Genomic DNA, 20557 nt, shown 5'->3' on the forward strand with positions numbered 1-20557 from the left:
AAAAGGTCCACGAAAAAGCAATAAAACAACCTAAGCTACTGAAATATATAATCTTAAACCAAATGGTCTGGTTTGTGCTTATGCCCTCGAAGTTATCACTCTTCACATAAATTCTAATTTAAGTTGATAACCAGCAAAAAATGAGACAAAGCTAACAATCATGGAGATTACCTTGAACAACACGCATTATAACAAGCTGGCTAAAAAAGCCTTTTATGTCACCGTTTTGGCAGCAGCAATATCAGGTTCACTTCATGCCCAAGAGCAAGCAGTAGAGGATGAAGCCGATAGCAAAATTGAGTCCATTACAGTAACGGCTACTAAACGGTCACAGGTCATTTATGAAGTCCCTATTGCGATGAGCGCATTTAGTGGAGATGCTTTAGCCGCTCAAGGGATTTCTGATCTAACCGACGTAGGCAAATTTGTACCCAATTTAAGTGTTACTGGTTTTTCAGCTGGCCATACGTCTTCTGCCAACCCGTTTATTCGCGGTATAGGTTTACAAGATCACTTAATCACCACAGATCCAGGCGTGAGTGTTTACGTTGATGGGGTGTATCTTGGTCGTCAAGTAGGTCAAAACTGGAACCTAAACAATATAGAAAGAATTGAAGTCCTAAGAGGGCCACAAGGTACTCTATATGGCCGAAACTCAATTGGTGGAGCCATTAACATTATCACCAAAGAGCCTAATGAAGACGCTGTGACTAAACTAGGCTTACAGTTTGGTACTCGAGGCCGTGCTAAGGCCGACGTATTTGTCAATAGAGCCCTGAGCGAAGATTTCTCATTCAACTTCAACGCCGGATACAACAGCCGTGACGGCTTAGGTGAGTTCTATAATGTACCAGATGCTGAATATGATGTGGGTGAAACCAAAGAACTCTATGGCCGCTTATCCGTAAAATACGCCCCTAATGATGATTTTAGTTTAGTGGTAACAGCAGATGCTAACGATGGTGAAGGCGGTTTACGTCCTTACACAACTTTAATTGATGAAATCCCAACAGGCGCCTATTACACAGGTGAACGTTTTGGTTTTCCTACTCCTTCAGGGCCTTTACGTAACTCAGATGTATCAGAAGACCCTTACGACAATGCTACAGGTACAGCTGCTGTCACCACAGTAACCAATAAAGCCAGTGGAATATCCATTACAGCTGATTGGAGTTTATCTGATACCTTATCCACCAAAGCCGTCATCAGTAACCGTAGCTCTGAATACAAAGCAGGGTTAGACGATGACAGTACTATCTATGATTTAGATCAATACCCAGAAACCGGTGACGCTGACCAAACGTCTATCGAGTTACAACTAAACGGTTATTACGATAACTTTGATTTTGTCTCGGGTATTTACTGGTTTAACGAAGAAGGCAGTAACCGCCAAGGAGAAGACTCAAGTTTCAACGGTGGTGGAAACTCCTTTGCCCTCGACCAAGAAACCACCAGCCAAGCTGTTTTCTTCAACCTTGGTTATGACTTAACCGATGACTTGCGTATTTCTGGTGGCCTACGTTATACAAAAGATGAAAAAGAGGCGGTAGCTAATGTAGGAATAGGCCCAACCACATCAGAAGACGACTGGAGCCAATTAAGTTATGAACTGTCAGCCGCTTACACCCTCGATAACGGTTTGAATGCCTACGCTAGTATTCAAAGTGGGTATCAATCAGGGCAGTTCCCAGCAAGACCTTACTGTTTATTTGGCGACCCAGATTGTTTTGTAGCATCAGACAACATCACAGCCGTTAACTATGAAGTAGGGTTAAAGGGTCAAGTCACTGATAGTTTCAGTATGAGTATTGCCTTATTTAATACAGAGTACGAAGACTTGCCTTACCAAGTAAGTACTACACTTGAAGGCGGCTTTAGTACTACCAACCTAGTGGTTGAACAAACCTCTAGAGGTATTGAGTGGGAAAGTACCATGTACTTCACTGATAACTTCAAGCTACATACAAGCCTTGGTTACATAGATGTTGATGTTCAAAAACTCGATGGGGTAAAACCTGTTGCGCCATTAACGCCTGATCTTACCGCCTCAATCAGCCCATCTTATGAATTTGAACTGAGTAATGGCGCAACGATTAATGCGCGAATGGATTATTCATATCGGGACGAAATGTATGGTGAGCCTAGCTCTGATCCTGGTCGGTTAACACAAATCGACAGCCGAGAGTTAGTTAACTTTGATCTGTCTTACGCACCAGCAGACGCTAATTGGAAAGTATCACTATACGGCCAAAACGTATTCGATGAACGCTACGACAATGCCCGTTTAAATACCGGAGACTATATACTAGTAGTGCTGAGCAATGACGCCAGTGAATTTGGACTTAGGTTCTCTTCAGAGTTTTAATACAACAAAGAAACTTAATTAAGCGGCACAGTGTGCCGCTTTTTTACCTTGACACTTCACATGAATACTAGTGCTTAGTGATGTGCTGTAAGGCCTTCATTTGATCATGCATGGCCTGAGCTTCAACCTTAGCAGACAGCAGGGTAGTCATAGCCTGAGTAGGCTGTTTTTCAGAAATCGCTTCATCTAGGGTTTCTAAGATTTTATCTTCAACCTCTTCCAGTTGACTGACATAGGTATGATCTTCGTTCTTTGAAAACGTACCTAAAAAATCTGTATACACTTTTCTTGCATTAACCGCCCAAGACGAACCTTTTTCAACCTCACCTTGCTCGGCAATTGCTAAAGGTTGTAACTTACTGATCACCTGCTTTTTCTTGGTAACCATATTGCTGAAAATTGTTTTAACTTCAGGACTTTCTACTTCCGTAATCGCGCTTTCGTAAAAATCGATACCCGCTTTAACCACTTGGATAACATCTGAGACTTTTTCTACTTGTTTAATTTGCGTTTGCATAATTTACTCCTGTAATTTGATTACACCGACTACATAAAGAATCGGCTTAACCAATAAACAGCAAGCACTATGCCGCCTCACAAAACAACATAAGCAACTGATAAATATGAATTTATTTACATGAAGTTTTTTAATGAGCTGTAACCTTTTTACAGTCACCCTGTAAAAAGCACCCAATATAAAGTAAAACGCCAAAACCAGCCGGCCTAAAATTTCAAGCCGGCTTTTGTTTTGAAAATCCTTTAATAAAGGCAATCACTACTCCCTGTATAAAAATTGGCCACAGCTGATATTACTCTCAAAAATATAAGTATTTTCTACCTTAGATATTCGTAGCCTGACAGTAAACGCCTTGAACTATTCAAGTCCTTAAGTAGACTCCCCATCAGCTAATTTGAATATCTATACTATTAATAATAAAAGGAAATAATAATGAGAAAATCATCCTTGCTTGGACTTCTTAGTACCCTATTTATCACCTTCAATACTTATGCTGGTGTTGAAGACTTTAAGCCCGGCCCAGTATTTGAAAACTATGGCACCCATGTTCCTGTGCCCGGAGTCACTATTTCAGCCGATGAAAAGTTTAAAATAGCCTTTGATGTAAACGCAGGAGCTAAAGAAGGCAAGGTCAATCGCGGCTTCGAACGCTTGACACGATTCATCAATATGCATGTTGCTAGTGGCGCAAAGCTAGAAAACATAGACGTTGCTATGGTTGTATCAGGACCTGCAACATCTGAAATTCTGAGCAACACTGAATTTAAAAAACTCAAAGGATACAATAACCCCAATACTGAGTTACTAGAGTTACTTATGGATAAAGGCGCGCGTATTCTAGTATGTGGCCAATCAGCCGTAGCCCATGACTTCCTACCAAATATGTTTGAAAAAGGCGTAGAAGTGGAGCTATCTAATATGACCGCCCATGCACACCTAGCCAAACAAGGTTATACGTTAGTTCCTTAACAAGTTTAAACAATTAGCGGTGGCATTAGTGAATGCACAAGACTTTAGCATACCTAATGCCGCTGCCCCATTGAGCGTCTCAAACAAACTGTTATATCAAAGTAAGGTGGATGACATTTTTGTTTTTCTTATCTTTCCTTAATTTAACTGGCCATGTAAGAAAGAAAATCATAAGGCTCTAGAAAATTCCAGACCCAATCCCCGTATATCAAAAAATACATGCTCAAGATAAGCCAAACCATCATTAACGTTCTGCATAAAAATGGCACTACCACTGAGCCATTCTTTGGCAACGAAAAATAAATAATCATCCGACCAAGGAAGACCATTATTGAAGGGAAAGTTAGTAATAATAGAATCCCTACAAACCTTGATACCATCCCATCTATAAACATTAACTCGACCCAAATACACCACAACCCTAAACAAATAGCTAAAAAATCTGCTACGGCCCGATAACTTATAGGCTCAAATTTTTCAATCCCAACTAGCCCAAGCTTATCTGAAGGCAAGATGCTATAGGCTATGAAAGAAAATAATTTCAGTAAAAAAACTAAAGTTAACAGGAAAGCCTCCCCATCTTTTAACACATATATATCTGCAAGTAGGTAAATTAGAAAAATACAAGCGATATGCGTTAAAGCACTTCTGTTGAAATAATATTCTTTCACCCTACTCTCCTTAGTCTTGGTTTAGTCAGCCTAACCGCACAATCAGAACAGTCAAGCTCCGCTAGCATAGCTACCCCGCTAAACAACTATTGGCAATAATTATCAGTAATAACAAAACGTGTGGGTAAGCCATGGTTGGCTTAATTGAGTTTTTTAGGTACTCGAAGACCAAGCCTATGGCTCCTTTCCTCGACTCTTCCCATGCTGTGTTAAATTGCATAGCTAAAAGGGATGAGTCGCCATTACCTTCAGCATTTTTCGCAGAAGCATAGTGTTTAATCCCGTGTTCAACCGACTCTAAGCGCTGTGCTATACGCCCTTGAAATGTTTTCCAAATTCCGTCTTGAAGCCAAACGATTGCACAAATGAAGAGCGTCCAAAGACCACTGTTAATAATAAATAATAGTGCACAGCTTATTGCGACATTGAATAGTTTGATAAACAAGGAATGCTTTTCGTAACTATCAAACTGAGTTTGTAGAGTGGTCCATTCTTGCTGTAGAGCCAACAAATTGCTATCGGGTGTCATATGCTTCTGTCCTTCATCATTGCATTGATAATCTGTGTTTAGAACACGGGCTAGGCGCGGTTATACTCAAAGGCGGTAACTTGGTCAATGCTGTCACAATTGAGGGCTAGCATCAGTAATCTATCTATACCTAATGCCACGCCAGCACACTCTGGTAACCCATGTTCTAGCGCCGCAATTAAGTTTTTGTCTAAGGGCATACTTTGTAGTCCTTGCGATAATCGGGTTTGGTTATCATGCTCAAAACGCCGGCGCTGCTCCTTTGCATCACTTAATTCATGAAACCCGTTAGCCAATTCGATCCCTTTAAAATATAACTCAAAACGCTCTGCCACTAGGGGGTTATCTTTACTGATTTTAGCCAAAGCCGCTTGTGACGCCGGAAACTCATACACCAAACAAGGTCTGTCTTGCCCTATATGTGGCTCTATGTGTTGGCTGAACAACAACATCATCAAAGTATCTTTAGATGATTCATTAGCAGCTATGTCTTGATAACCGTAACGACTCGCAAGGGCGCGTAATTCATCTAAACTTGCTGTCAAAGGATCACAATTTAGGTGTTGCAAAAAAGCCTGTTGATAGGTCATACGCTCCGCTGGTTCTGTCTTAAGTATTAACTGTATAAGTTCATCAACCTCAGTCATCAGCCCATGATGATCATATCCAACGCGGTACCACTCTAGCATAGTAAATTCGGGGTTATGAAAACGCCCTGCTTCTTCATTTCTAAAAGATTTACATATTTGATAAATAGAACCGCTACCCGCGCACAGCAAACGTTTCATGGCAAATTCAGGAGAGGTCTGTAGAAACAGCTCAGTGGTATTTGGCGACATAGGATTGTCGAAACGAGTACAGAATGAATGTAGATGTTGATCTGTGACAGTGGCATGACTTAAGGCAGGAGTATCAACTTCTAATACATCTTTTCGATAAAAAAACTCACGAATAGAGCGTATTAATTGCGCTCGCTTTTTAAGAGTGGCTATTACGGCACTAGGCTGCCAGTTGCTTTGGGAGTTTTGCTCTGTCATTTTAATATCTCTTACTACATGCATAAAAAAAGCCCACCAATGTGAGCTTTTCATTATTCATAACTAGAATTACTTTTGAGCGCGGCCTACATACTCACCGTTACGGGTATCAACTCGTACTACTTCGCCTCTTTGTACAAACAAAGGCACACGTACGACTGCACCTGTAGCTAAAGTAGCTGGTTTTCCGCCCGTTCCTGCGGTATCACCTTTAAGGCCTGGATCCGTATCAGTAATCTCAAGCTCTACAAAGTTGGCAGGTTGAACAACAATAGGCGTACCATTCCATAGAGTAATAGTGCAGGTGTCATTCTCTACTAACCATTTCACGTTTTCGCCCACAGCTTTTTCATCTGCAGCAATTTGCTCAAAGGTTTCGTTATTCATGAAATGCCAAAATTCACCATCTGTATACAAATAATCTAATTCGGTGTCGATTACATCAGCACCTTCAACAGATTCGCCTGACTTAAAGGTTTTCTCTAAAACTTTACCCGTAATAAGCTTACGAATTTTAACTCGGCTAAAGGCTTGGCCTTTTCCTGGTTTAACAAATTCATTCTCAAGAATGTTGCAAGGTTCGCCGTCGAGCATTATCTTTAGGCCCGCTTTAAACTCATTTGTGCTGAAATTAGCCATGTGTCCCCGTAAATATAACTATGTTGAGTCAGTAATTGTCGCAAATAATACCTAAAAAACCGCTGTCTGTAGAGAGTAACTGGCAAAAAGAACTGGCAACGGCATATACAGACCCAGTTTCTTTACTAAATTACCTTAACTTGCCCGTGGATAATTTCACTAAGGACATAGCTGCCAGGCGACTTTTCCCCATGCGCGTGCCACGCCCTTTTGCTAGGCGAATGAAAAAAGGGGATGCGCTTGACCCATTATTTTTACAGATATTTACTAGTAAATATGAGTTTAATACGTCGGCTGGTTATTCAACGGACCCACTAGATGAACAGAAAAACAACCAGCCTGGAATATTACATAAATACCAAAATAGGCTGTTACTACTAGTAAGAGGAGGTTGCGCCGTTAATTGTCGTTATTGTTTTCGCCGACATTTTCCTTATAGCGACAATCACTTAAACAAACATCAATGGCAAGAAGCCCTACAATATATTGCAGATAACCCGCAAATTAATGAGGTGATTTATTCTGGGGGCGACCCCTTAATGGCAAAAGATGACTTTTTAGCATGGCTCACACAAGAAATAGAACAAATTCCCCATGTCACAAGATTACGTATCCATACTCGCCTACCTGTGGTGATCCCATCAAGAATTACGACAGAGTTAATATCATGGTTTAGTAAATCTCGTTTAAAGCCCGTCATGGTGGTACATGTGAACCATGCTAACGAGATTGACACAGAATTTGCTTTGGCAATGAATAAATTAAAGCAGGCAGGCGTAACCTTACTAAACCAAGCAGTACTATTAAAAGGCGTTAATGACTCAGTGGCACAACAGGTCGCATTGAGCGAAAGGTTATTTCAAGTGGGCGTTATGCCTTATTATTTGCACGTGTTAGATAAAGTCTCTGGGGCTGAACACTTTGACTTACCAGACAGCACTGCAACCGAGTTGATGCAAGATGTAATCAAACACCTTCCTGGATACTTGGTTCCTAAATTGGTACGTGAGATAGGTGGCCAGCCTGGCAAAACCCCTCTTGATTTGAATCTGCATCCATAGAGGTCCTCGAGCTTTTGTGACAGAAAGCTTAGTTTATGCAGTTAGCATCGATTAATTTCGTCTGTCTTTTAATTTCACGCTTATCTTCATTGGCTTTCGCAACAGCTAAGTCCACCTTCGCTGCTGAGCATTTGTCAGAAAGTTCTTTTTTAGCGAGGTAATTTTGATCTTTTTGATATTGAGCCATACCTTTTGCACCTACATAAGTATCGCGATCTTCTGGGTCTCGGTCAGCTTGATAACTTGGCGGCTGTGTTGCATTACATGCCGCTAAAAAGCAGACTAAGGGTATAAATTTGAATGTATTTCTCAACTTTGACTCTCCATTTCAATTGGTAACAAGAAGTGGACCAATATAATTTTGCAAAGTTGCAATTTTTAGCACAAATTTGAACTATTTCCAGTCCAGATTAGCTTAGAAAAACAAGGTAAAATAAAAATTGATAAAACGATTACCAAGTTACCTGACACCTAAACTTCTAAGAGAAGTCGGCGCAAGATAACCTGGCAATACGCTACTTAATAGACATCTGCGACCATTTGCATATACAAAAATGTTTAGCCTAAATAATCTAAGCAAAGGTGTCGATATTCGACCCTATTGCAGGATTGGCAGATGTAACTTTAGGTGTTTCAGCAGCTTCCAGTAACTCTAGTGTTGCTTGGCCTTCCACTTTTTGCTGTGATTTAGCAAGTTGCAGAGACTTAATCTCAAGACTAGAACTAGCAGCTGAGCCTGAAATATCCATACAGTGCTCCTTATTGCTTGTAGCAAAGTATAAAAACGGGCAAAATCGCCCGCATCAAAAATTTATCGGCAAGCTGAAGTCAAACTTTAATTTCTATGCAATCTATTATTCAAACTCTTAGTGAAAATGTTCAAGTAATTTATCGTAAATCTATCGATGCAGATCAAACTATTACCCGTTTACAACAAAGCGGAAAGGGTAAGTTTAGTGCAGTTTTTACAGCAGATTCTGGGTTTGAAACCAGTAGTAAATTTTTCAAACCTTATGTTGAAGAGTTAGCGAAAGAAGTGCTTGAGCTTGAAAGCCAATCACCTGAATCAGTTAAAGCTGCACTGCCTGTTTTAGTAAAAAAGATTGAGATGCTATTAACCACACTTAATCAATTTCAGAAAAACGCCCGTTAAATTTAAGGTATCCAGCAAACTAGTTAGGCTGGTTGTGAATTTGCAGCGCATCAATACGGGCATTTATTTTGGCAATCATTTGTTTATATTTGGGGCTGTCAACACGGATAAATCTGCGTTCAAATTCAGCTTTCTTCAAGCCTTCGGGTAAGCCTGTAATATTTGGAAAGAATGCTTTCTCATCTAAGTTTCCTGCGAGTATATCTTGAACGTATAGAGCTGAGTCTGGGTTTGTTGCAGATTCAGCAAATTTAATACCTGAAAAATCAGCGGCTAAATCAATAAAGCTGTAACCACTGCCATCGTGGCTTCGATCCATCAACTCTTTAAATTCACCTATCGCTACACTAATACCTTGCTCAGAGAAAATTTTAATGGCCGCTGAAAAAATAAAGTGTTGGTTTAAATCTACTCGAGACTTTAGAACCGTTCTAGAATTAGGAGATACTACCCGTGGACTATTAGGCTGAACATCACCCACTAAATTGGCAAACCTATGATGACCAACATATATAGCCAAAGCCATGATCGCGGCTTTATTCTCCAATGCTGCCGATTCATCTGAGCTAGAACGCTCTTTAGCTAAGCTAAATACTGGGCCAATATATTTTGCTAAGGACTGGGGAGTATAACGCTTTGCAATACTAAACTCTGATATTTCTTTCAAGTAAAAGGCTGTTTTCAAACGCAACTCTTCATCCTTTTCCCCCCCTACTCCCTGCTTAATTGCATTCAAGTTTTTTAAAAATTGCTGTAGGGGTAATACCGACAACACCATGTGTTTATCTCTCATGGCAATGTTATCTATTTGCTCAATAAATTGGCTGGCAATGTCGCTGCTGGTGTACCAATTAGCTAAAGTCACTAAACTTGATAAAGCAAAATCTCCAGAAAGAGAAATTGGCCCTACTTTCACATATTCCACTGCAACACCGGCTGCCGGTAATAAGGATGCTTCTACATTGATAAATTGCCCAATAGGATTACTAGGAAGCTGATAACTCACAAAAATTTTAGAAGACTGAGACCGAATAATAGCTTTACCTTGAAACTGATTATGGGCTCTTTGGACAAATCCAACCAGACTATTGAACTGGTCTTCACTAATAGTGATATCTTGCTTGGTAGACCTGAGTTTTACAGTATCTTGAAGCTGATGCATTAAGGCTTTTACAGACTCTGCTTGGTCCACCTGAGTAGCACTAGAGGTATCAACTAATGGTTGTGATTCAAGAGTAAACAGAAACAAACCTGTTGCTAACAATATTGTGACTAATAACAATATAACTAGGTACTTCAACAAGCTAAACAAATAGATTTCCTTTTATCAATAATAAAACTCTAGAGGTTAACTTCAGACAAAATAGACGGTGAAATTAAGGCAAGGACTATAGATACATTATTTTTGTATGCCTCTATATACTCGCTTTCTTGGTCACTATTGAAATGCTTTTCTATAGACCTTTCTTTTGAGGATTTCAGCTGTTGTAAATACTTAGATATAAACTCCGCTTCATTTAAAGCTCGAGAATCTAGCAACATATTTTCTAAGGCCTGATACTCCCCTTTATCTTCAATCGTCATTTCATCAGGGTTATCTAGAGCGACCCTCTCATAAAAATAAAGAGAGTCAATTTTTCTTTGGACAGCATTAGCCAAGTTTCTATACCCAAGAGCTTCTTTAGCACTCATTTAAACTTCAGCCATATTACCTTTAGACTCTAACCATTCTTTTCTATCTGGTGCCCGCTTTTTAGCTAATAACATGTCCATAATTTCTAGCATTTGCTCACCATCTCCCACAGTAAGCTGCACTAACCTACGAGTGTTAGGGTCCATTGTGGTTTCACGTAATTGCAGAGGATTCATCTCACCCAAACCTTTAAAGCGCTGTACGTTGACTTTGCCACGCTTTTTCTCGGCAACAATTCGATTTAAAATGCCTTCTTTTTCACCCTCATCTAAGGCGTAATAGACTTCTTTACCAATATCGATTCTAAACAAAGGCGGCATGGCCACATATACGTGGCCCGTGTTCACTAAAGTTCTAAAATGCTTAACAAACAAAGCACATAAAAGAGTCGCTATGTGTAATCCGTCGGAGTCAGCGTCCGCCAAGATACAAATTTTATCGTAACGTAGGCCACTTAAGTCTTCAGAGTCTGGGTCAATCCCTAAGGCAACTGAAATATCGTGAATTTCGTTAGATGCCAGAACTTGAGATGAGTCCACTTCCCAGCTGTTCAGAATTTTGCCACGTAAAGGCATGATAGCCTGAAACTCTCTATCTCTAGCTTGTTTAGCAGAACCACCTGCTGAGTCCCCTTCCACTAAAAATAACTCTGAGCGAGAAGTATCCTGAGTAGAGCAATCTGTTAATTTTCCAGGCAAAGCTGGGCCTTGGGTGACTTTTTTACGAGCCACTTTTTTACTTGCCCGTAAACGAGACTGGGCATTGTTAATACACATTTCAGCTAATAACTCAGCCACATCTGTATGCTGATTTAACCACAAGCTAAAGGCGTCCTTTACCACACCCGATACGAAAGCTGCAGCTTGGCGAGACGACAAACGCTCTTTAATTTGCCCGGCAAATTGAGGGTCTTGCATCTTGGTAGATAACACGTAACTGCAACGATCCCAGATATCTTCTGGGCTCAGTTTTACGCCTCTAGGCATTAAGTTTCTAAATTCACAAAACTCACGCATAGACTCCAACAAGCCTTGACGTAAACCATTTACGTGAGTACCGCCTTGTGCGGTAGGAATAAGATTCACGTAACTTTCGGTGATCATCTCACCACCTTCTGGCAGCCACATTACCGCCCAATCAGCGGCTTCAGTATTACCAGAAATAGAACCAACAAATGGCGCATCTTCAGGCAGGGTGACATATTCTTTTACCGATTGATAAAGGTAATCCCGCAGGCCATCTTCGAAATACCATTCTTTGGTTTCACTAGTGATTTTATTATCAAATCGAATTCGTAAGCCTGGACATAGGACCGCTTTAGCCTGCAACACGTGTAGTAGCTTAGAAACCGAAAATTTAGCTGAGTCAAAATATTGCGGGTCTGGCCAAAAATGAACTTTAGTACCAGTATTGCGCTTACCACAGGTATCAACTATTTCTAACTCTTGTACTTTATCGCCATTCTCGAACGCAATTTGATGTACATTACCATCCCGGCGAATGTTGACTTCAACTCGCTTTGACAAGGCATTCACCACTGAAATACCCACACCGTGCAAACCACCAGAAAACTGGTAGTTCTTGTTAGAAAACTTACCACCAGCGTGTAATTTAGTCATAATCAATTCAACACCAGAAATACCTTCTTCTGGGTGAATATCCACAGGCATACCACGACCGTCATCAGTGACTTCTAAAGATTGATCGGTATGTAATACAATTTTTATTGAGGTTGCATGGCCACCTAAAGCTTCATCCACACTGTTATCTATCACTTCCTGACTCAAATGGTTAGGGCGAGTAGTATCTGTGTACATGCCTGGGCGACGTTGCACGGGTTCAAGGCCGTTTAAAACCTCAATGGCTTCTGCGTTATATTGATTTGACATATTTTTTATTCAGAGCTCTTATTATTCGAAATAGCGGATGAAACACTCACGGCTTACACGCGGGCACTTACATGTATACATATGTTATACCAAGCTTCATTTAGTCTTGCAGTAGAAACCTAAAAATATCTGGTAAGAATCGCTGAAAATTTTGAAAACTATGATCACCACCTTCCTCAATTGTCATTTTACAGCCTTGGTATTTCGATTCTGCTTGGCGATAATCTAATGTTTCATCTTTGGTTTGTAGCAGTACCCAATAATTTTCTTTAGCGTGTACATTTTCACAATCTAATGCGACCAACTCTTCAATGTGTTTCTTCTCAAGTAAAAACTGCTCGCCAGAATTGGGATTTACATGCTCACCTAAATAGCCCAGCAATAGTTCATATGGCCTTACCGCAGGGTTAACTAACACAGCTTTACCTGAATACTTCTCTCGCATATAGGTCGATAGATATCCACCAAGTGAGCTTCCAATAAAGCGTAGTTTTTTATCAGGATACTGCTTAATAATATCTTCTATTATCTTTGCCGCATCTTGCGGGTAGTTTGCTAACTGGGGCACCTCCATATGTAAATCAGGGTAATGCTTTTTTACAAAATCTAAAGTCTGTGTAGCTTTTAAAGATTGTGGTGAGCTTAAAAAACCATGTAAATATACGACTAAATAATCCACTTGTTAAACCTAATTAATGCGTTTAATTACGTGATTGAACTGAGCATTGTCATCTAATTCAATCACCCGAAATCCCGGCTTTAAGTCACTTACGCCAAAAGATTCTGTATTGGCCCATTGCCAGCAAGTTGACGGGCAGGCTAAATACAACACGCCATTTTGTAGCGTTTCTATATCACTATGGATATGTCCATATACAACTAGTTTCACGTTTGGGAAAGACTCCACTAACTGCGTAAAGTCTTGACGGTTCACCCATTCGTGTTTATCCATCCAACCATTGCAATCAATTGGATGGTGATGAACCGCAATAACATGATACGTGTCTGCATCGTTTTGCAATTGTTGCTGTAACTCATCGAGCTCTTTCTTGGAAATATTCCCTAACGTACCTTGAAACTGCGTATTGAGTAGATGGACTTTCCAATGAATATTGCAAAACTCTAGAGGGGAATTCAGCCATAACATGCCTTCAGAAAAAACAATCAGTAAATGCTGAATTGAATCATGATTACCCGGTAATATTCGCAGTTCACACTCTAGGTTCGACGCGGCAAAAAGCTGTTCAAAATGTTGATAACTAGCTTCTGAGGCATCGCCGCTTAAGTCCCCGGTTACCAACAACATATCAATTTTGTATGCACTGATTTCGAGCAGTATTGTTTGCAAGCTTTGATAGGGATTTATGTGGTTATAACCGACTTTTTCTTTGTCTGCGAATAAATGGCAGTCTGAAATTTGGATGATGTTCACAGGTCAAAAACTATCGTGTAATAGCGTGTTTTTGATTATTTTGGCTCAAACAAAATTGTAACCATTCAGCTAAGAATAAATTAACCATTTCTTTTTCATTCTTTTGATACATTTTAATATTTGGATATTGATAGCTAGGTTTTAGAGAACCGATATTTTGAGCCTGTAATACTTCAGCCATTTGTGCATCATGATATAACCTAACTTGAACCACAGGTTGTAAAAACTCAAACCCAACATGGCTTTTCTGTGACATTTCAATGGTGCTGGTGTAACGACTACATTCAACAATTTTAATGGTGTATTGCAATGCTTTACTTATTTCAAACTCGTATTCCAAATCTTCAGTATCACAATCAGGCAAGAGCCTTAAGAGCCGTCCATAGTTAAACTCACACACTTTATGCATGTTAGCTAATTTGGGAACATACTTTTTCTGTAACACATCACTCATTTGACCAAGCATCCAATATTTTTTGTTTATTCATCGCAAACCATTGTAAAACAATTATGGTGGCAGAATTGTCAATTTTTCCTTCTTCGAGCCATGCCATGGCATCAACAACTGATACTCTGTGCACTAATATATCTTCACTTTCATATTCTAAGCCATGTACTCCGCCCGCTTGGCTAGCGTCTACCTCTCCCACAAAAAGATGAAGGCGTTCTGTACAACCTCCGGGGCTAGGCAAATAATTCAAAGCGGGTGTTATTTTCTTTATGGTAACTCCCGCTTCTTCTAGGGCTTCTCGGCGGCATACATTTTCTGGGGTTTCATCAGGGTCAATAATCCCTGCAACCACCTCTAATAACCAAGGGCTTTGAGGGTTAGACAAGGCTCCAATTCGAAACTGCTCAATCATCACAAACTCTTCTAAAGCCGGGTCATAAAGCAATACAGCAACGGCATTGCCGCGCTCAAACACTTCTCGCTCAATGACCTTACTCCATCCCCCCTCGTAAAGCTTGTGTTTAAAATCATATTTCACCATCTTAAAAAAACCCTCAAAAAGAGATTCTTTTTTAACAATTTCTACATCTTCTGTTGAAAATTGTAAGGTAGATAGTTTAGATTCTTGATTTATCTTTTTCACGACAGCGCCAATTCAGAAAGCTTAGGGAAATCGTACCATATAATAATTTAGAAGTTCATTTGCTAAATGAAGCAATCAATGCCTGCGCTAGCAAATAATATTCTGTTACACTTGAGCCTGTTGTGTTACTACAAAGTATTGTCACTTATCACTTGATTTGCTTAGACTTCTACCATACACAAATATTCGGCAGCTAGATCGGATTAGAAAACCACATAGGACCCCTAATGAAAAAAACATTTTTGTCATTTCTAATAAGCATAAGTATTTCTACTTCTGCTCTAGCAGATGACCTATATCAAGTCTATCAAATGGCGATAGAAAAAGATCCAACCGTTAATAGAGCTCAAGCGGATAAAGACGAAGCTTTTGAAGGCATTTCTGTTAGTAGAGCCAGTTTGTTACCGCAAATATCTGGTGCAGTTGGTTATACAGATAGTACCTCTGAGTCTTTTAACTTCACTACCGATGCAAGCGGAGCTTCGGCTGTAGGAATAGTTGAAAGCGATTCTCAAACTTTAGGTATTGACTTGGACTTAACTCTTTCTTTATACAACCGTCAAAACTGGGTCGCTTTATCCCGAGCAGAGAAAGTAGCACAAAGAAGTGACATCAACTTCGCTCTGGCCAAGCAAGACTTAATAGTAAGAACAACTAATGCTTACTTAGCAATATTAAGGGCAAAAGACAGCTTAACTTTTGTACAAGCTGAAAAGCGTGCAATCGAACGCCAGTTAGAGCAAACCAAGCAGCGTTTTAATGTGGGTTTAACAGCAATAACTGACGTACATGAAGCACAGGCAAATTTCGACAACACTGTTGCACAAGAAATTTTAGCAGAGAATGTTGTAGAGCTTCGTTTAGAAGAAATGCGAGAAATTACAGGCAAATATCTAAATACCGTGTCGGTATTAAATACTGAAAGCTTCAGCGCATCACTTCCAACACCCACAGGTGTAGATAACTGGCTGAAAATAGCAGAAGAGAAAAACCTCAATCTTATGGTTAGCAATATGACCAAAGAGATTGCTAATGATGATATCGCCTCAGCTAAAGCGGGACATTATCCAACACTTTCTTTAGGGGCTAACTATAGCCGTGATGATACAAAATTAAACGGTAACAGTAATTTCCCTGTCAGAAATAGTAATTATATCGCTCTAAATCTTGACGTTCCTATCTATTCTGGTGGTTCAACCACGGCTTTAACAGCCCAAGCGCGTTATCGCTATGTAGCTGCAAGTGAAGATATGGAGCTAACTTATCGCTCTACTGTTCGCTCTGTACGCTCTGCCTATAATGATGTCATTGCATCAACATCAACCATTCGAGCCTTAGAGCAAGCAGTGGTTTCTGCTGACAGCGCTCTCAAAGCTACTGAAGCTGGTTTTGATGTAGGCACCAGAACAATAGTCGACGTATTAAATAGTACTCGAAACCTATTTGATGCACGTCGTAACCTAGCCAGTGCGCGCTATGATTTTATTAGTGCTATTTTGCAGTTAAAACGCGCAGCTGGAGAATTAAAAGAACAAGATTTAATCGATATTAACCGTGGCCTTACCGCTGAAAGTTAAATTTAAGTTACTTTAAAACAGATTAAATTTAAACGAATGAAAAGGGCGTGATTGCGCCCTTTTCAATTGCTCAGAATAAGTGCATCTAAATATTTTGTAATTATCATTAAAACATTGACTGTAAAAACCAAAACACTATCCTAACGTCGCTCCCAATAAACAATTAAAGACCAATGAAAGCTTCCATCTTACAAGACAAATTTCTACGTATTCGCTCCAACAAATTATTCGAAATATTTGTTGTTACCGTGATTATTTTCTCCGCGCTACTGGTAGGTGCTAAAACTTACGAAATGTCTAGCACTATGCAAAAAATCACTTTGTTTTTAGATTGGTTTATTAGTGCGTTTTTTCTAACAGAAATAACCATTCGCTTTTTAGCAGAGCCCCGTAAAAGAAACTTCTTTAAAAGCTTTTGGAATATATTTGATACCTTAATTGTGATCGTAAGTATGATCCCAGCTGACGATGCCGAACTTGCAGTGATAGCACGTTTAGTCAGGGTATTTAGAGTATTACGAATGATATCTATCATTCCTGAGCTCAGGATACTGTTGGTTTCCTTGGTTAAAGCCCTGCCACAATTGGGTTATGTAATGTTATTGATGTTTATCATTTTTTATATTTACGCTGCAATAGGAAGCACTCTATTCGGAGCTATAAACCCAGAATTATGGGGTCATATTACAATTTCTCTGCTCACTCTATTTAGGGTTATGACCTTTGAAGATTGGACAGATGTAATGTACGAAACCATGGAGGTCTATCCGCTTAGTTGGTTGTTTTATTTAACTTTTATATTCTTCACAGCATTTGCATTCTTAAATATGGTGATAGGCATAGTGGTGGGCGTTATGGAACAAGAGAACGCCAAGGCGAGAGCTGAGAAAATGGAAGAAGAAGGAGAGCCAAGCCTTAAGGATATATCTAAACAAATAATGGCCCTACAAATCCAAATAAAAGCACTACAAAATACTGATAAATCCTAACTGTATAGCTTAGTTAAATCCTGAAATATGTCTGTAATACTAGCTTTTCTCAATTTTGAGAAAAGCTAGTGACTATTAGACGTTAAGTTTTAGATTGAATAGCCTCTAACTATTCAATACCGTACTCTGCAATTAAGGCTTGCACCCTATCCAGAGACTCTTGTAACTTCATGTCTCTTTGCTCAATCTTACGTTTAGCTAGAAATGCATCACCAGACACAAGTAAGGTTTCCACATAATTAAGATAGATTTCTTCATTTTCTAGGTCACCTGTTACTACCCGACTATATAACTCTAATGCTTCTTCATAATCATTTTCAGCTACGTAAATCTGTGCCAAAGTATCCAAGGTTTCTGCGTTATCAGGGTTTAACTCTGCTGCTTTTTCTGCAAACTGTTTAGCTATATCAATTTCACCTTGTTGCAAGTATAAATACGCTAAATTATTGTTGGCAATATAATTATTGGGGTTTTGTTCTAATGCTTTTTTATAGGTCAACATAGCTGCACCTATATCCCCACCAATTTGGCGCTCAGCATATAACATTCTAGCAATAAGGTCGTTTGGCTTTTCCTCAAGGTGCGCTTCCAAAAACAACAAAGACTTGTCGGCTTGCTCCATTAAATCAAGAATATGAATAACCAATAATAAATTGCGACTGTTTTTGGTGGCATCATAAGCAATTTCAGCATTAGCTAATGCCGGTTCAAGTTCTCTACGACTTAACTGAAACCTAGCTAAAAAACCTTTAGACATTGGCTCTTCTAGCACCTCAGCTGGTAACTTATCGTAAGACTTCTGCGCCGCTTCAAAATCACTTTTCATAAGTAGAAAATGGGTATCAAGGATTTGCATTTGCACATCATCGCGATTAACCAAAAAAGACTGTGTTAGCTTTGCACCTTCTGCAAACTTATTTTGACTATCTAGTAAAAATAGCTTCCCAATCACAGCATCTTTATCATTAGGGGCAAAGGCTAGCCACCGATCATAGTGTTGTGTGGCCCCTTGACGTTGATTATCTCGAATAAGACTTCGACCTAATGTAGCCCAATACTCTTTGGGTAGGCTTTCTTGCGCCTCAAGCGCATCCAATAAAGTAATAACCTCTGCATACCTCTGCTCCACCAACCAAACTCTTGCAAGTAATAACCTAAGACCAATATTGGTTTGGTTTTTATCAAAGGTACTTTTGATTTTTTCGAGTCCTGCAGCTTGGTTTCCCTGCTGTTTAGATATCAAATAAAAGGTTGCTAATGCTGTTACATTGGTTGGGTATTCTTGTAACACAGCATCTAACATATCTTTGGCAGGGTCTAAATTCCCTTGTAATAATTCTAAATTTATTAAGGCTAATTTAGGAATTGCACTTGCACCGCCACTTGATAACTCTTCTGCCTTTGAAAATTCAATTTTTGCAGCCTTAAAATCTTCCAATTTTACGTATACATCACCGGCTAGCAAATAGGGTCTAGCATCATCAACCGCTGTCTGTTTCCAGCTATTTGCTAAATCCAAGGCTTTGTCGTACTGCGCTGTAACAATATAGGCTTTTGCTAAGGTTAATTGAGCGCTATCAAGCTCTGGCGCTTTCGCCACCGCTTGCTCAAGGTTAACAATGCCATCTAAATTATCTAAGGATAATTGCAACAGCCCTAAACGTGTTAAATCTTCTGCCGTACGACTAATGCCTCCCGATTTTTTAATCAAGGCTTCTGCGTCTTTTTCGTATCCCCCTTTTATTAACTCGTAGCTCGCTTTAGAAAATAAAGGTGCGTCTTGTTCAGTAAGTTTATCTAACCTACTTAGCACACCACCTAAATCTGTGGTCAACCCAAGTTGTAATTGACTTGCTGCTAATAGCTTTAAACCAGGATGATTATTTGGAAGTGCACCCGCTATATATGATAGGTGGCGATTAGCCCCAGTAAAGTCTTGCTCTTGATAGGCCGCATAACCCGCAATCAGCCTAAGTGATAGCTCATCAACGCCGTTACTAATTGCAATTTCTGCATGTTTAAGTGCATCAGAATAATTTTCTTTAGAGGTAGAAATAGCGGCTTTCAACTGATTCAATAAGCCGTGTTGTTTGTTGATTTTTAGCAAACTATCAACATAAGGTTCAGCAGCGCTCATCTCCCCTATATCCACCAATAACTTGGCCAAAACAAAAGTGGTTTGGCTATCTTCTGGGTAAAATTGTACATAATCTTTAAAAACGTCAGCCGCTTCTTTAGGCTGGTTCGATGCTAAATGTAATTGCGCTAAAAGTTTCAGCACTTCAGCATTTTGAGGAGATTCATCTTTTAGTGCTGAAACAGCTACTAAGGCGTTTTCAAAATCTGAATCCAAAACTAAACTATAAGCGGCAGTTAAACCTTTATACACTGAACGAGTATCTAAGCTTCTGAGATCTTCTATAAGTAATTTAGCCTCAGTGACATTATCTAATCTAGCTAAAGACACCACTTTAAAGTACCCAATCTCTGCTTTTTCTACCGAAGTTAAACCAGCTTGCTCGTGCTCTATTTTACTTAACGCAGAGTAAGCGCCAGTATTCTGATAAGCTTGGGTAAGTAAAGGCAGCACCTTTGATGCTTCAAAACCGTATTCTAAAGCTCGGTTTAATTCTTTTTCAGCACTTTCATACTGCTTTTGGATAACATAGACTCGCCCTAGTTCATATCTAGCCTGAGCCGACTTTGGCGCTGTTTTAACGGCATTTTTTAAAGCCACAATTGCAGCTGCAGAATTATCTTCAGCTAGGTATTGTTTAGCTTCTTGAATATATTCGTCGCTACTCTGTTTACCACAACCCGCCATTAAACCTAAGACGAATACGGCAGAAACTAAACCTAGTTTTGGCCCAGTTAACCTTTCCATTTAACGCTCCTTTTTATCTCTCAATACAAATATAATGACACTTGTGGTTATTTAATGC

General features: G+C 39.6%; 21 protein-coding genes. 6 read left to right on the plus strand and 15 right to left on the minus strand.

What is annotated here, in order from left to right; translation table 11 throughout:
• Positions 1-160: 160 nt before the first annotated feature.
• Positions 161-2365 carry a TonB-dependent receptor gene (locus EOK74_RS00670; RefSeq protein WP_133467958.1) on the plus strand — a complete coding sequence of 735 codons (2205 nt, stop codon included), beginning with the start codon at positions 161-163 and terminating at the stop codon, positions 2363-2365.
• A gap of 67 nt (positions 2366-2432) precedes the next feature.
• Here the strand turns inward: EOK74_RS00670 and EOK74_RS00675 are convergent, their stop codons facing one another.
• Positions 2433-2882: a ferritin-like domain-containing protein gene (locus tag EOK74_RS00675; protein ID WP_133467960.1), complete on the minus strand. Its 450-nt coding sequence runs from the start codon at positions 2880-2882 to the stop codon at positions 2433-2435.
• A gap of 432 nt (positions 2883-3314) precedes the next feature.
• Between EOK74_RS00675 and EOK74_RS00680 the strand changes: the two genes are divergently transcribed.
• The gene (locus EOK74_RS00680; RefSeq protein WP_133467962.1) at positions 3315-3851 is read left to right on the plus strand and encodes a DsrE family protein; all 537 of its coding nucleotides are present in this window, start codon (positions 3315-3317) and stop codon (positions 3849-3851) included.
• Between the two features lie 143 nt (positions 3852-3994).
• Here EOK74_RS00680 and EOK74_RS00685 read toward each other — a convergent pair whose 3' ends face one another.
• The 4 genes from EOK74_RS00685 to efp form a co-directional block, all read right to left on the minus strand.
• Positions 3995-4522, minus strand: coding sequence for a hypothetical protein (locus EOK74_RS00685; RefSeq protein WP_133467964.1), 528 nt, complete (start codon positions 4520-4522; stop codon positions 3995-3997).
• 70 nt (positions 4523-4592) lie between these two features.
• Complete coding sequence (locus EOK74_RS00690) at positions 4593-5051, minus strand: hypothetical protein (protein ID WP_133467966.1); 459 nt, start codon at positions 5049-5051, stop codon at positions 4593-4595.
• A 50-nt stretch (positions 5052-5101) separates the two neighbouring features.
• Positions 5102-6088, minus strand: a complete 987-nt coding sequence (gene epmA, locus EOK74_RS00695; protein ID WP_133467968.1) for an elongation factor P--(R)-beta-lysine ligase — start codon at positions 6086-6088, stop codon at positions 5102-5104.
• A gap of 69 nt (positions 6089-6157) precedes the next feature.
• Entirely contained in the window at positions 6158-6727 is a 570-nt protein-coding gene (efp, locus tag EOK74_RS00700; protein ID WP_133467970.1) for an elongation factor P, read from the minus strand.
• Between the two features lie 35 nt (positions 6728-6762).
• Between efp and epmB the strand changes: the two genes are divergently transcribed.
• Positions 6763-7788 carry an EF-P beta-lysylation protein EpmB gene (epmB, locus tag EOK74_RS00705; protein WP_133467972.1) on the plus strand — a complete coding sequence of 342 codons (1026 nt, stop codon included), beginning with the start codon at positions 6763-6765 and terminating at the stop codon, positions 7786-7788.
• A 28-nt stretch (positions 7789-7816) separates the two neighbouring features.
• Here the strand turns inward: epmB and EOK74_RS00710 are convergent, their stop codons facing one another.
• Both EOK74_RS00710 and EOK74_RS20770 read right to left on the minus strand, forming a co-directional pair.
• Positions 7817-8101, minus strand: a complete 285-nt coding sequence (locus tag EOK74_RS00710; protein WP_133467974.1) for a hypothetical protein — start codon at positions 8099-8101, stop codon at positions 7817-7819.
• Between the two features lie 259 nt (positions 8102-8360).
• Positions 8361-8537: a hypothetical protein gene (locus EOK74_RS20770; RefSeq protein ID WP_166638686.1), complete on the minus strand. Its 177-nt coding sequence runs from the start codon at positions 8535-8537 to the stop codon at positions 8361-8363.
• A gap of 95 nt (positions 8538-8632) precedes the next feature.
• Here EOK74_RS20770 and EOK74_RS00715 point away from each other — a divergent pair, with 95 nt between their 5' ends.
• The gene (locus tag EOK74_RS00715; protein WP_133467976.1) at positions 8633-8941 is read left to right on the plus strand and encodes a hypothetical protein; all 309 of its coding nucleotides are present in this window, start codon (positions 8633-8635) and stop codon (positions 8939-8941) included.
• A gap of 19 nt (positions 8942-8960) precedes the next feature.
• On the opposite strand, the gene EOK74_RS00720 is transcribed toward EOK74_RS00715, so the two are convergent.
• The 7 genes from EOK74_RS00720 to nudF all read right to left on the minus strand — a co-directional run bounded on the left by EOK74_RS00720 (position 8961) and on the right by nudF (position 15049).
• The gene (locus EOK74_RS00720) at positions 8961-10253 is read right to left on the minus strand and encodes a YfiM family lipoprotein (protein ID WP_133467978.1); all 1293 of its coding nucleotides are present in this window, start codon (positions 10251-10253) and stop codon (positions 8961-8963) included.
• Between the two features lie 29 nt (positions 10254-10282).
• The gene (locus tag EOK74_RS00725; RefSeq protein ID WP_133467980.1) at positions 10283-10633 is read right to left on the minus strand and encodes a hypothetical protein; all 351 of its coding nucleotides are present in this window, start codon (positions 10631-10633) and stop codon (positions 10283-10285) included.
• Entirely contained in the window at positions 10634-12523 is a 1890-nt protein-coding gene (parE, locus tag EOK74_RS00730; RefSeq protein ID WP_133467982.1) for a DNA topoisomerase IV subunit B, read from the minus strand.
• Positions 12524-12623: 100 nt separating this feature from the next.
• Complete coding sequence (locus EOK74_RS00735) at positions 12624-13202, minus strand: YqiA/YcfP family alpha/beta fold hydrolase (RefSeq protein WP_133467984.1); 579 nt, start codon at positions 13200-13202, stop codon at positions 12624-12626.
• Between the two features lie 9 nt (positions 13203-13211).
• The gene (locus EOK74_RS00740; RefSeq protein WP_133467986.1) at positions 13212-13955 is read right to left on the minus strand and encodes a metallophosphoesterase; all 744 of its coding nucleotides are present in this window, start codon (positions 13953-13955) and stop codon (positions 13212-13214) included.
• 10 nt (positions 13956-13965) lie between these two features.
• A complete protein-coding gene (locus EOK74_RS00745; RefSeq protein ID WP_133467988.1) occupies positions 13966-14409 on the minus strand; it encodes a DUF1249 domain-containing protein in 444 nt (147 codons plus the stop codon).
• Complete coding sequence (gene nudF, locus EOK74_RS00750; RefSeq protein WP_239023953.1) at positions 14402-15049, minus strand: ADP-ribose diphosphatase; 648 nt, start codon at positions 15047-15049, stop codon at positions 14402-14404. The genes EOK74_RS00745 and nudF overlap by 8 nt, the downstream gene beginning before the upstream one ends.
• Positions 15050-15276: 227 nt before the next feature.
• Here nudF and tolC point away from each other — a divergent pair, with 227 nt between their 5' ends.
• Positions 15277-16626 carry an outer membrane channel protein TolC gene (tolC, locus tag EOK74_RS00755; RefSeq protein ID WP_133467990.1) on the plus strand — a complete coding sequence of 450 codons (1350 nt, stop codon included), beginning with the start codon at positions 15277-15279 and terminating at the stop codon, positions 16624-16626.
• A gap of 173 nt (positions 16627-16799) precedes the next feature.
• A complete protein-coding gene (locus EOK74_RS00760) occupies positions 16800-17615 on the plus strand; it encodes an ion transporter (RefSeq protein ID WP_133467992.1) in 816 nt (271 codons plus the stop codon).
• Positions 17616-17724: 109 nt separating this feature from the next.
• On the opposite strand, the gene prsT is transcribed toward EOK74_RS00760, so the two are convergent.
• Complete coding sequence (gene prsT, locus EOK74_RS00765) at positions 17725-20499, minus strand: XrtA/PEP-CTERM system TPR-repeat protein PrsT (protein WP_133467993.1); 2775 nt, start codon at positions 20497-20499, stop codon at positions 17725-17727.
• Between the last annotated feature and the right edge of the window lie 58 nt (positions 20500-20557).

Source organism: Paraglaciecola marina (assembly GCF_004360155.1).
GTDB lineage: Bacteria > Pseudomonadota > Gammaproteobacteria > Enterobacterales > Alteromonadaceae > Paraglaciecola > Paraglaciecola marina.

Coding starts and splice junctions, on each gene's coding strand:
- EOK74_RS00670 (WP_133467958.1), top strand. CDS start 161: ATGGAGATTACCTTGAACAACACGCATTATAACAAGCTGGCTAAAAAA.
- EOK74_RS00675 (WP_133467960.1), bottom strand. CDS start 2,882: ATGCAAACGCAAATTAAACAAGTAGAAAAAGTCTCAGATGTTATCCAA.
- EOK74_RS00680 (WP_133467962.1), top strand. CDS start 3,315: ATGAGAAAATCATCCTTGCTTGGACTTCTTAGTACCCTATTTATCACC.
- EOK74_RS00690 (WP_133467966.1), bottom strand. CDS start 5,051: ATGACACCCGATAGCAATTTGTTGGCTCTACAGCAAGAATGGACCACT.
- epmA (WP_133467968.1), bottom strand. CDS start 6,088: ATGACAGAGCAAAACTCCCAAAGCAACTGGCAGCCTAGTGCCGTAATA.
- efp (WP_133467970.1), bottom strand. CDS start 6,727: ATGGCTAATTTCAGCACAAATGAGTTTAAAGCGGGCCTAAAGATAATG.
- EOK74_RS20770 (WP_166638686.1), bottom strand. CDS start 8,537: ATGGATATTTCAGGCTCAGCTGCTAGTTCTAGTCTTGAGATTAAGTCT.
- EOK74_RS00715 (WP_133467976.1), top strand. CDS start 8,633: ATGCAATCTATTATTCAAACTCTTAGTGAAAATGTTCAAGTAATTTAT.
- EOK74_RS00725 (WP_133467980.1), bottom strand. CDS start 10,633: ATGAGTGCTAAAGAAGCTCTTGGGTATAGAAACTTGGCTAATGCTGTC.
- parE (WP_133467982.1), bottom strand. CDS start 12,523: ATGTCAAATCAATATAACGCAGAAGCCATTGAGGTTTTAAACGGCCTT.
- EOK74_RS00745 (WP_133467988.1), bottom strand. CDS start 14,409: ATGAGTGATGTGTTACAGAAAAAGTATGTTCCCAAATTAGCTAACATG.
- tolC (WP_133467990.1), top strand. CDS start 15,277: ATGAAAAAAACATTTTTGTCATTTCTAATAAGCATAAGTATTTCTACT.
- EOK74_RS00760 (WP_133467992.1), top strand. CDS start 16,800: ATGAAAGCTTCCATCTTACAAGACAAATTTCTACGTATTCGCTCCAAC.
- prsT (WP_133467993.1), bottom strand. CDS start 20,499: ATGGAAAGGTTAACTGGGCCAAAACTAGGTTTAGTTTCTGCCGTATTC.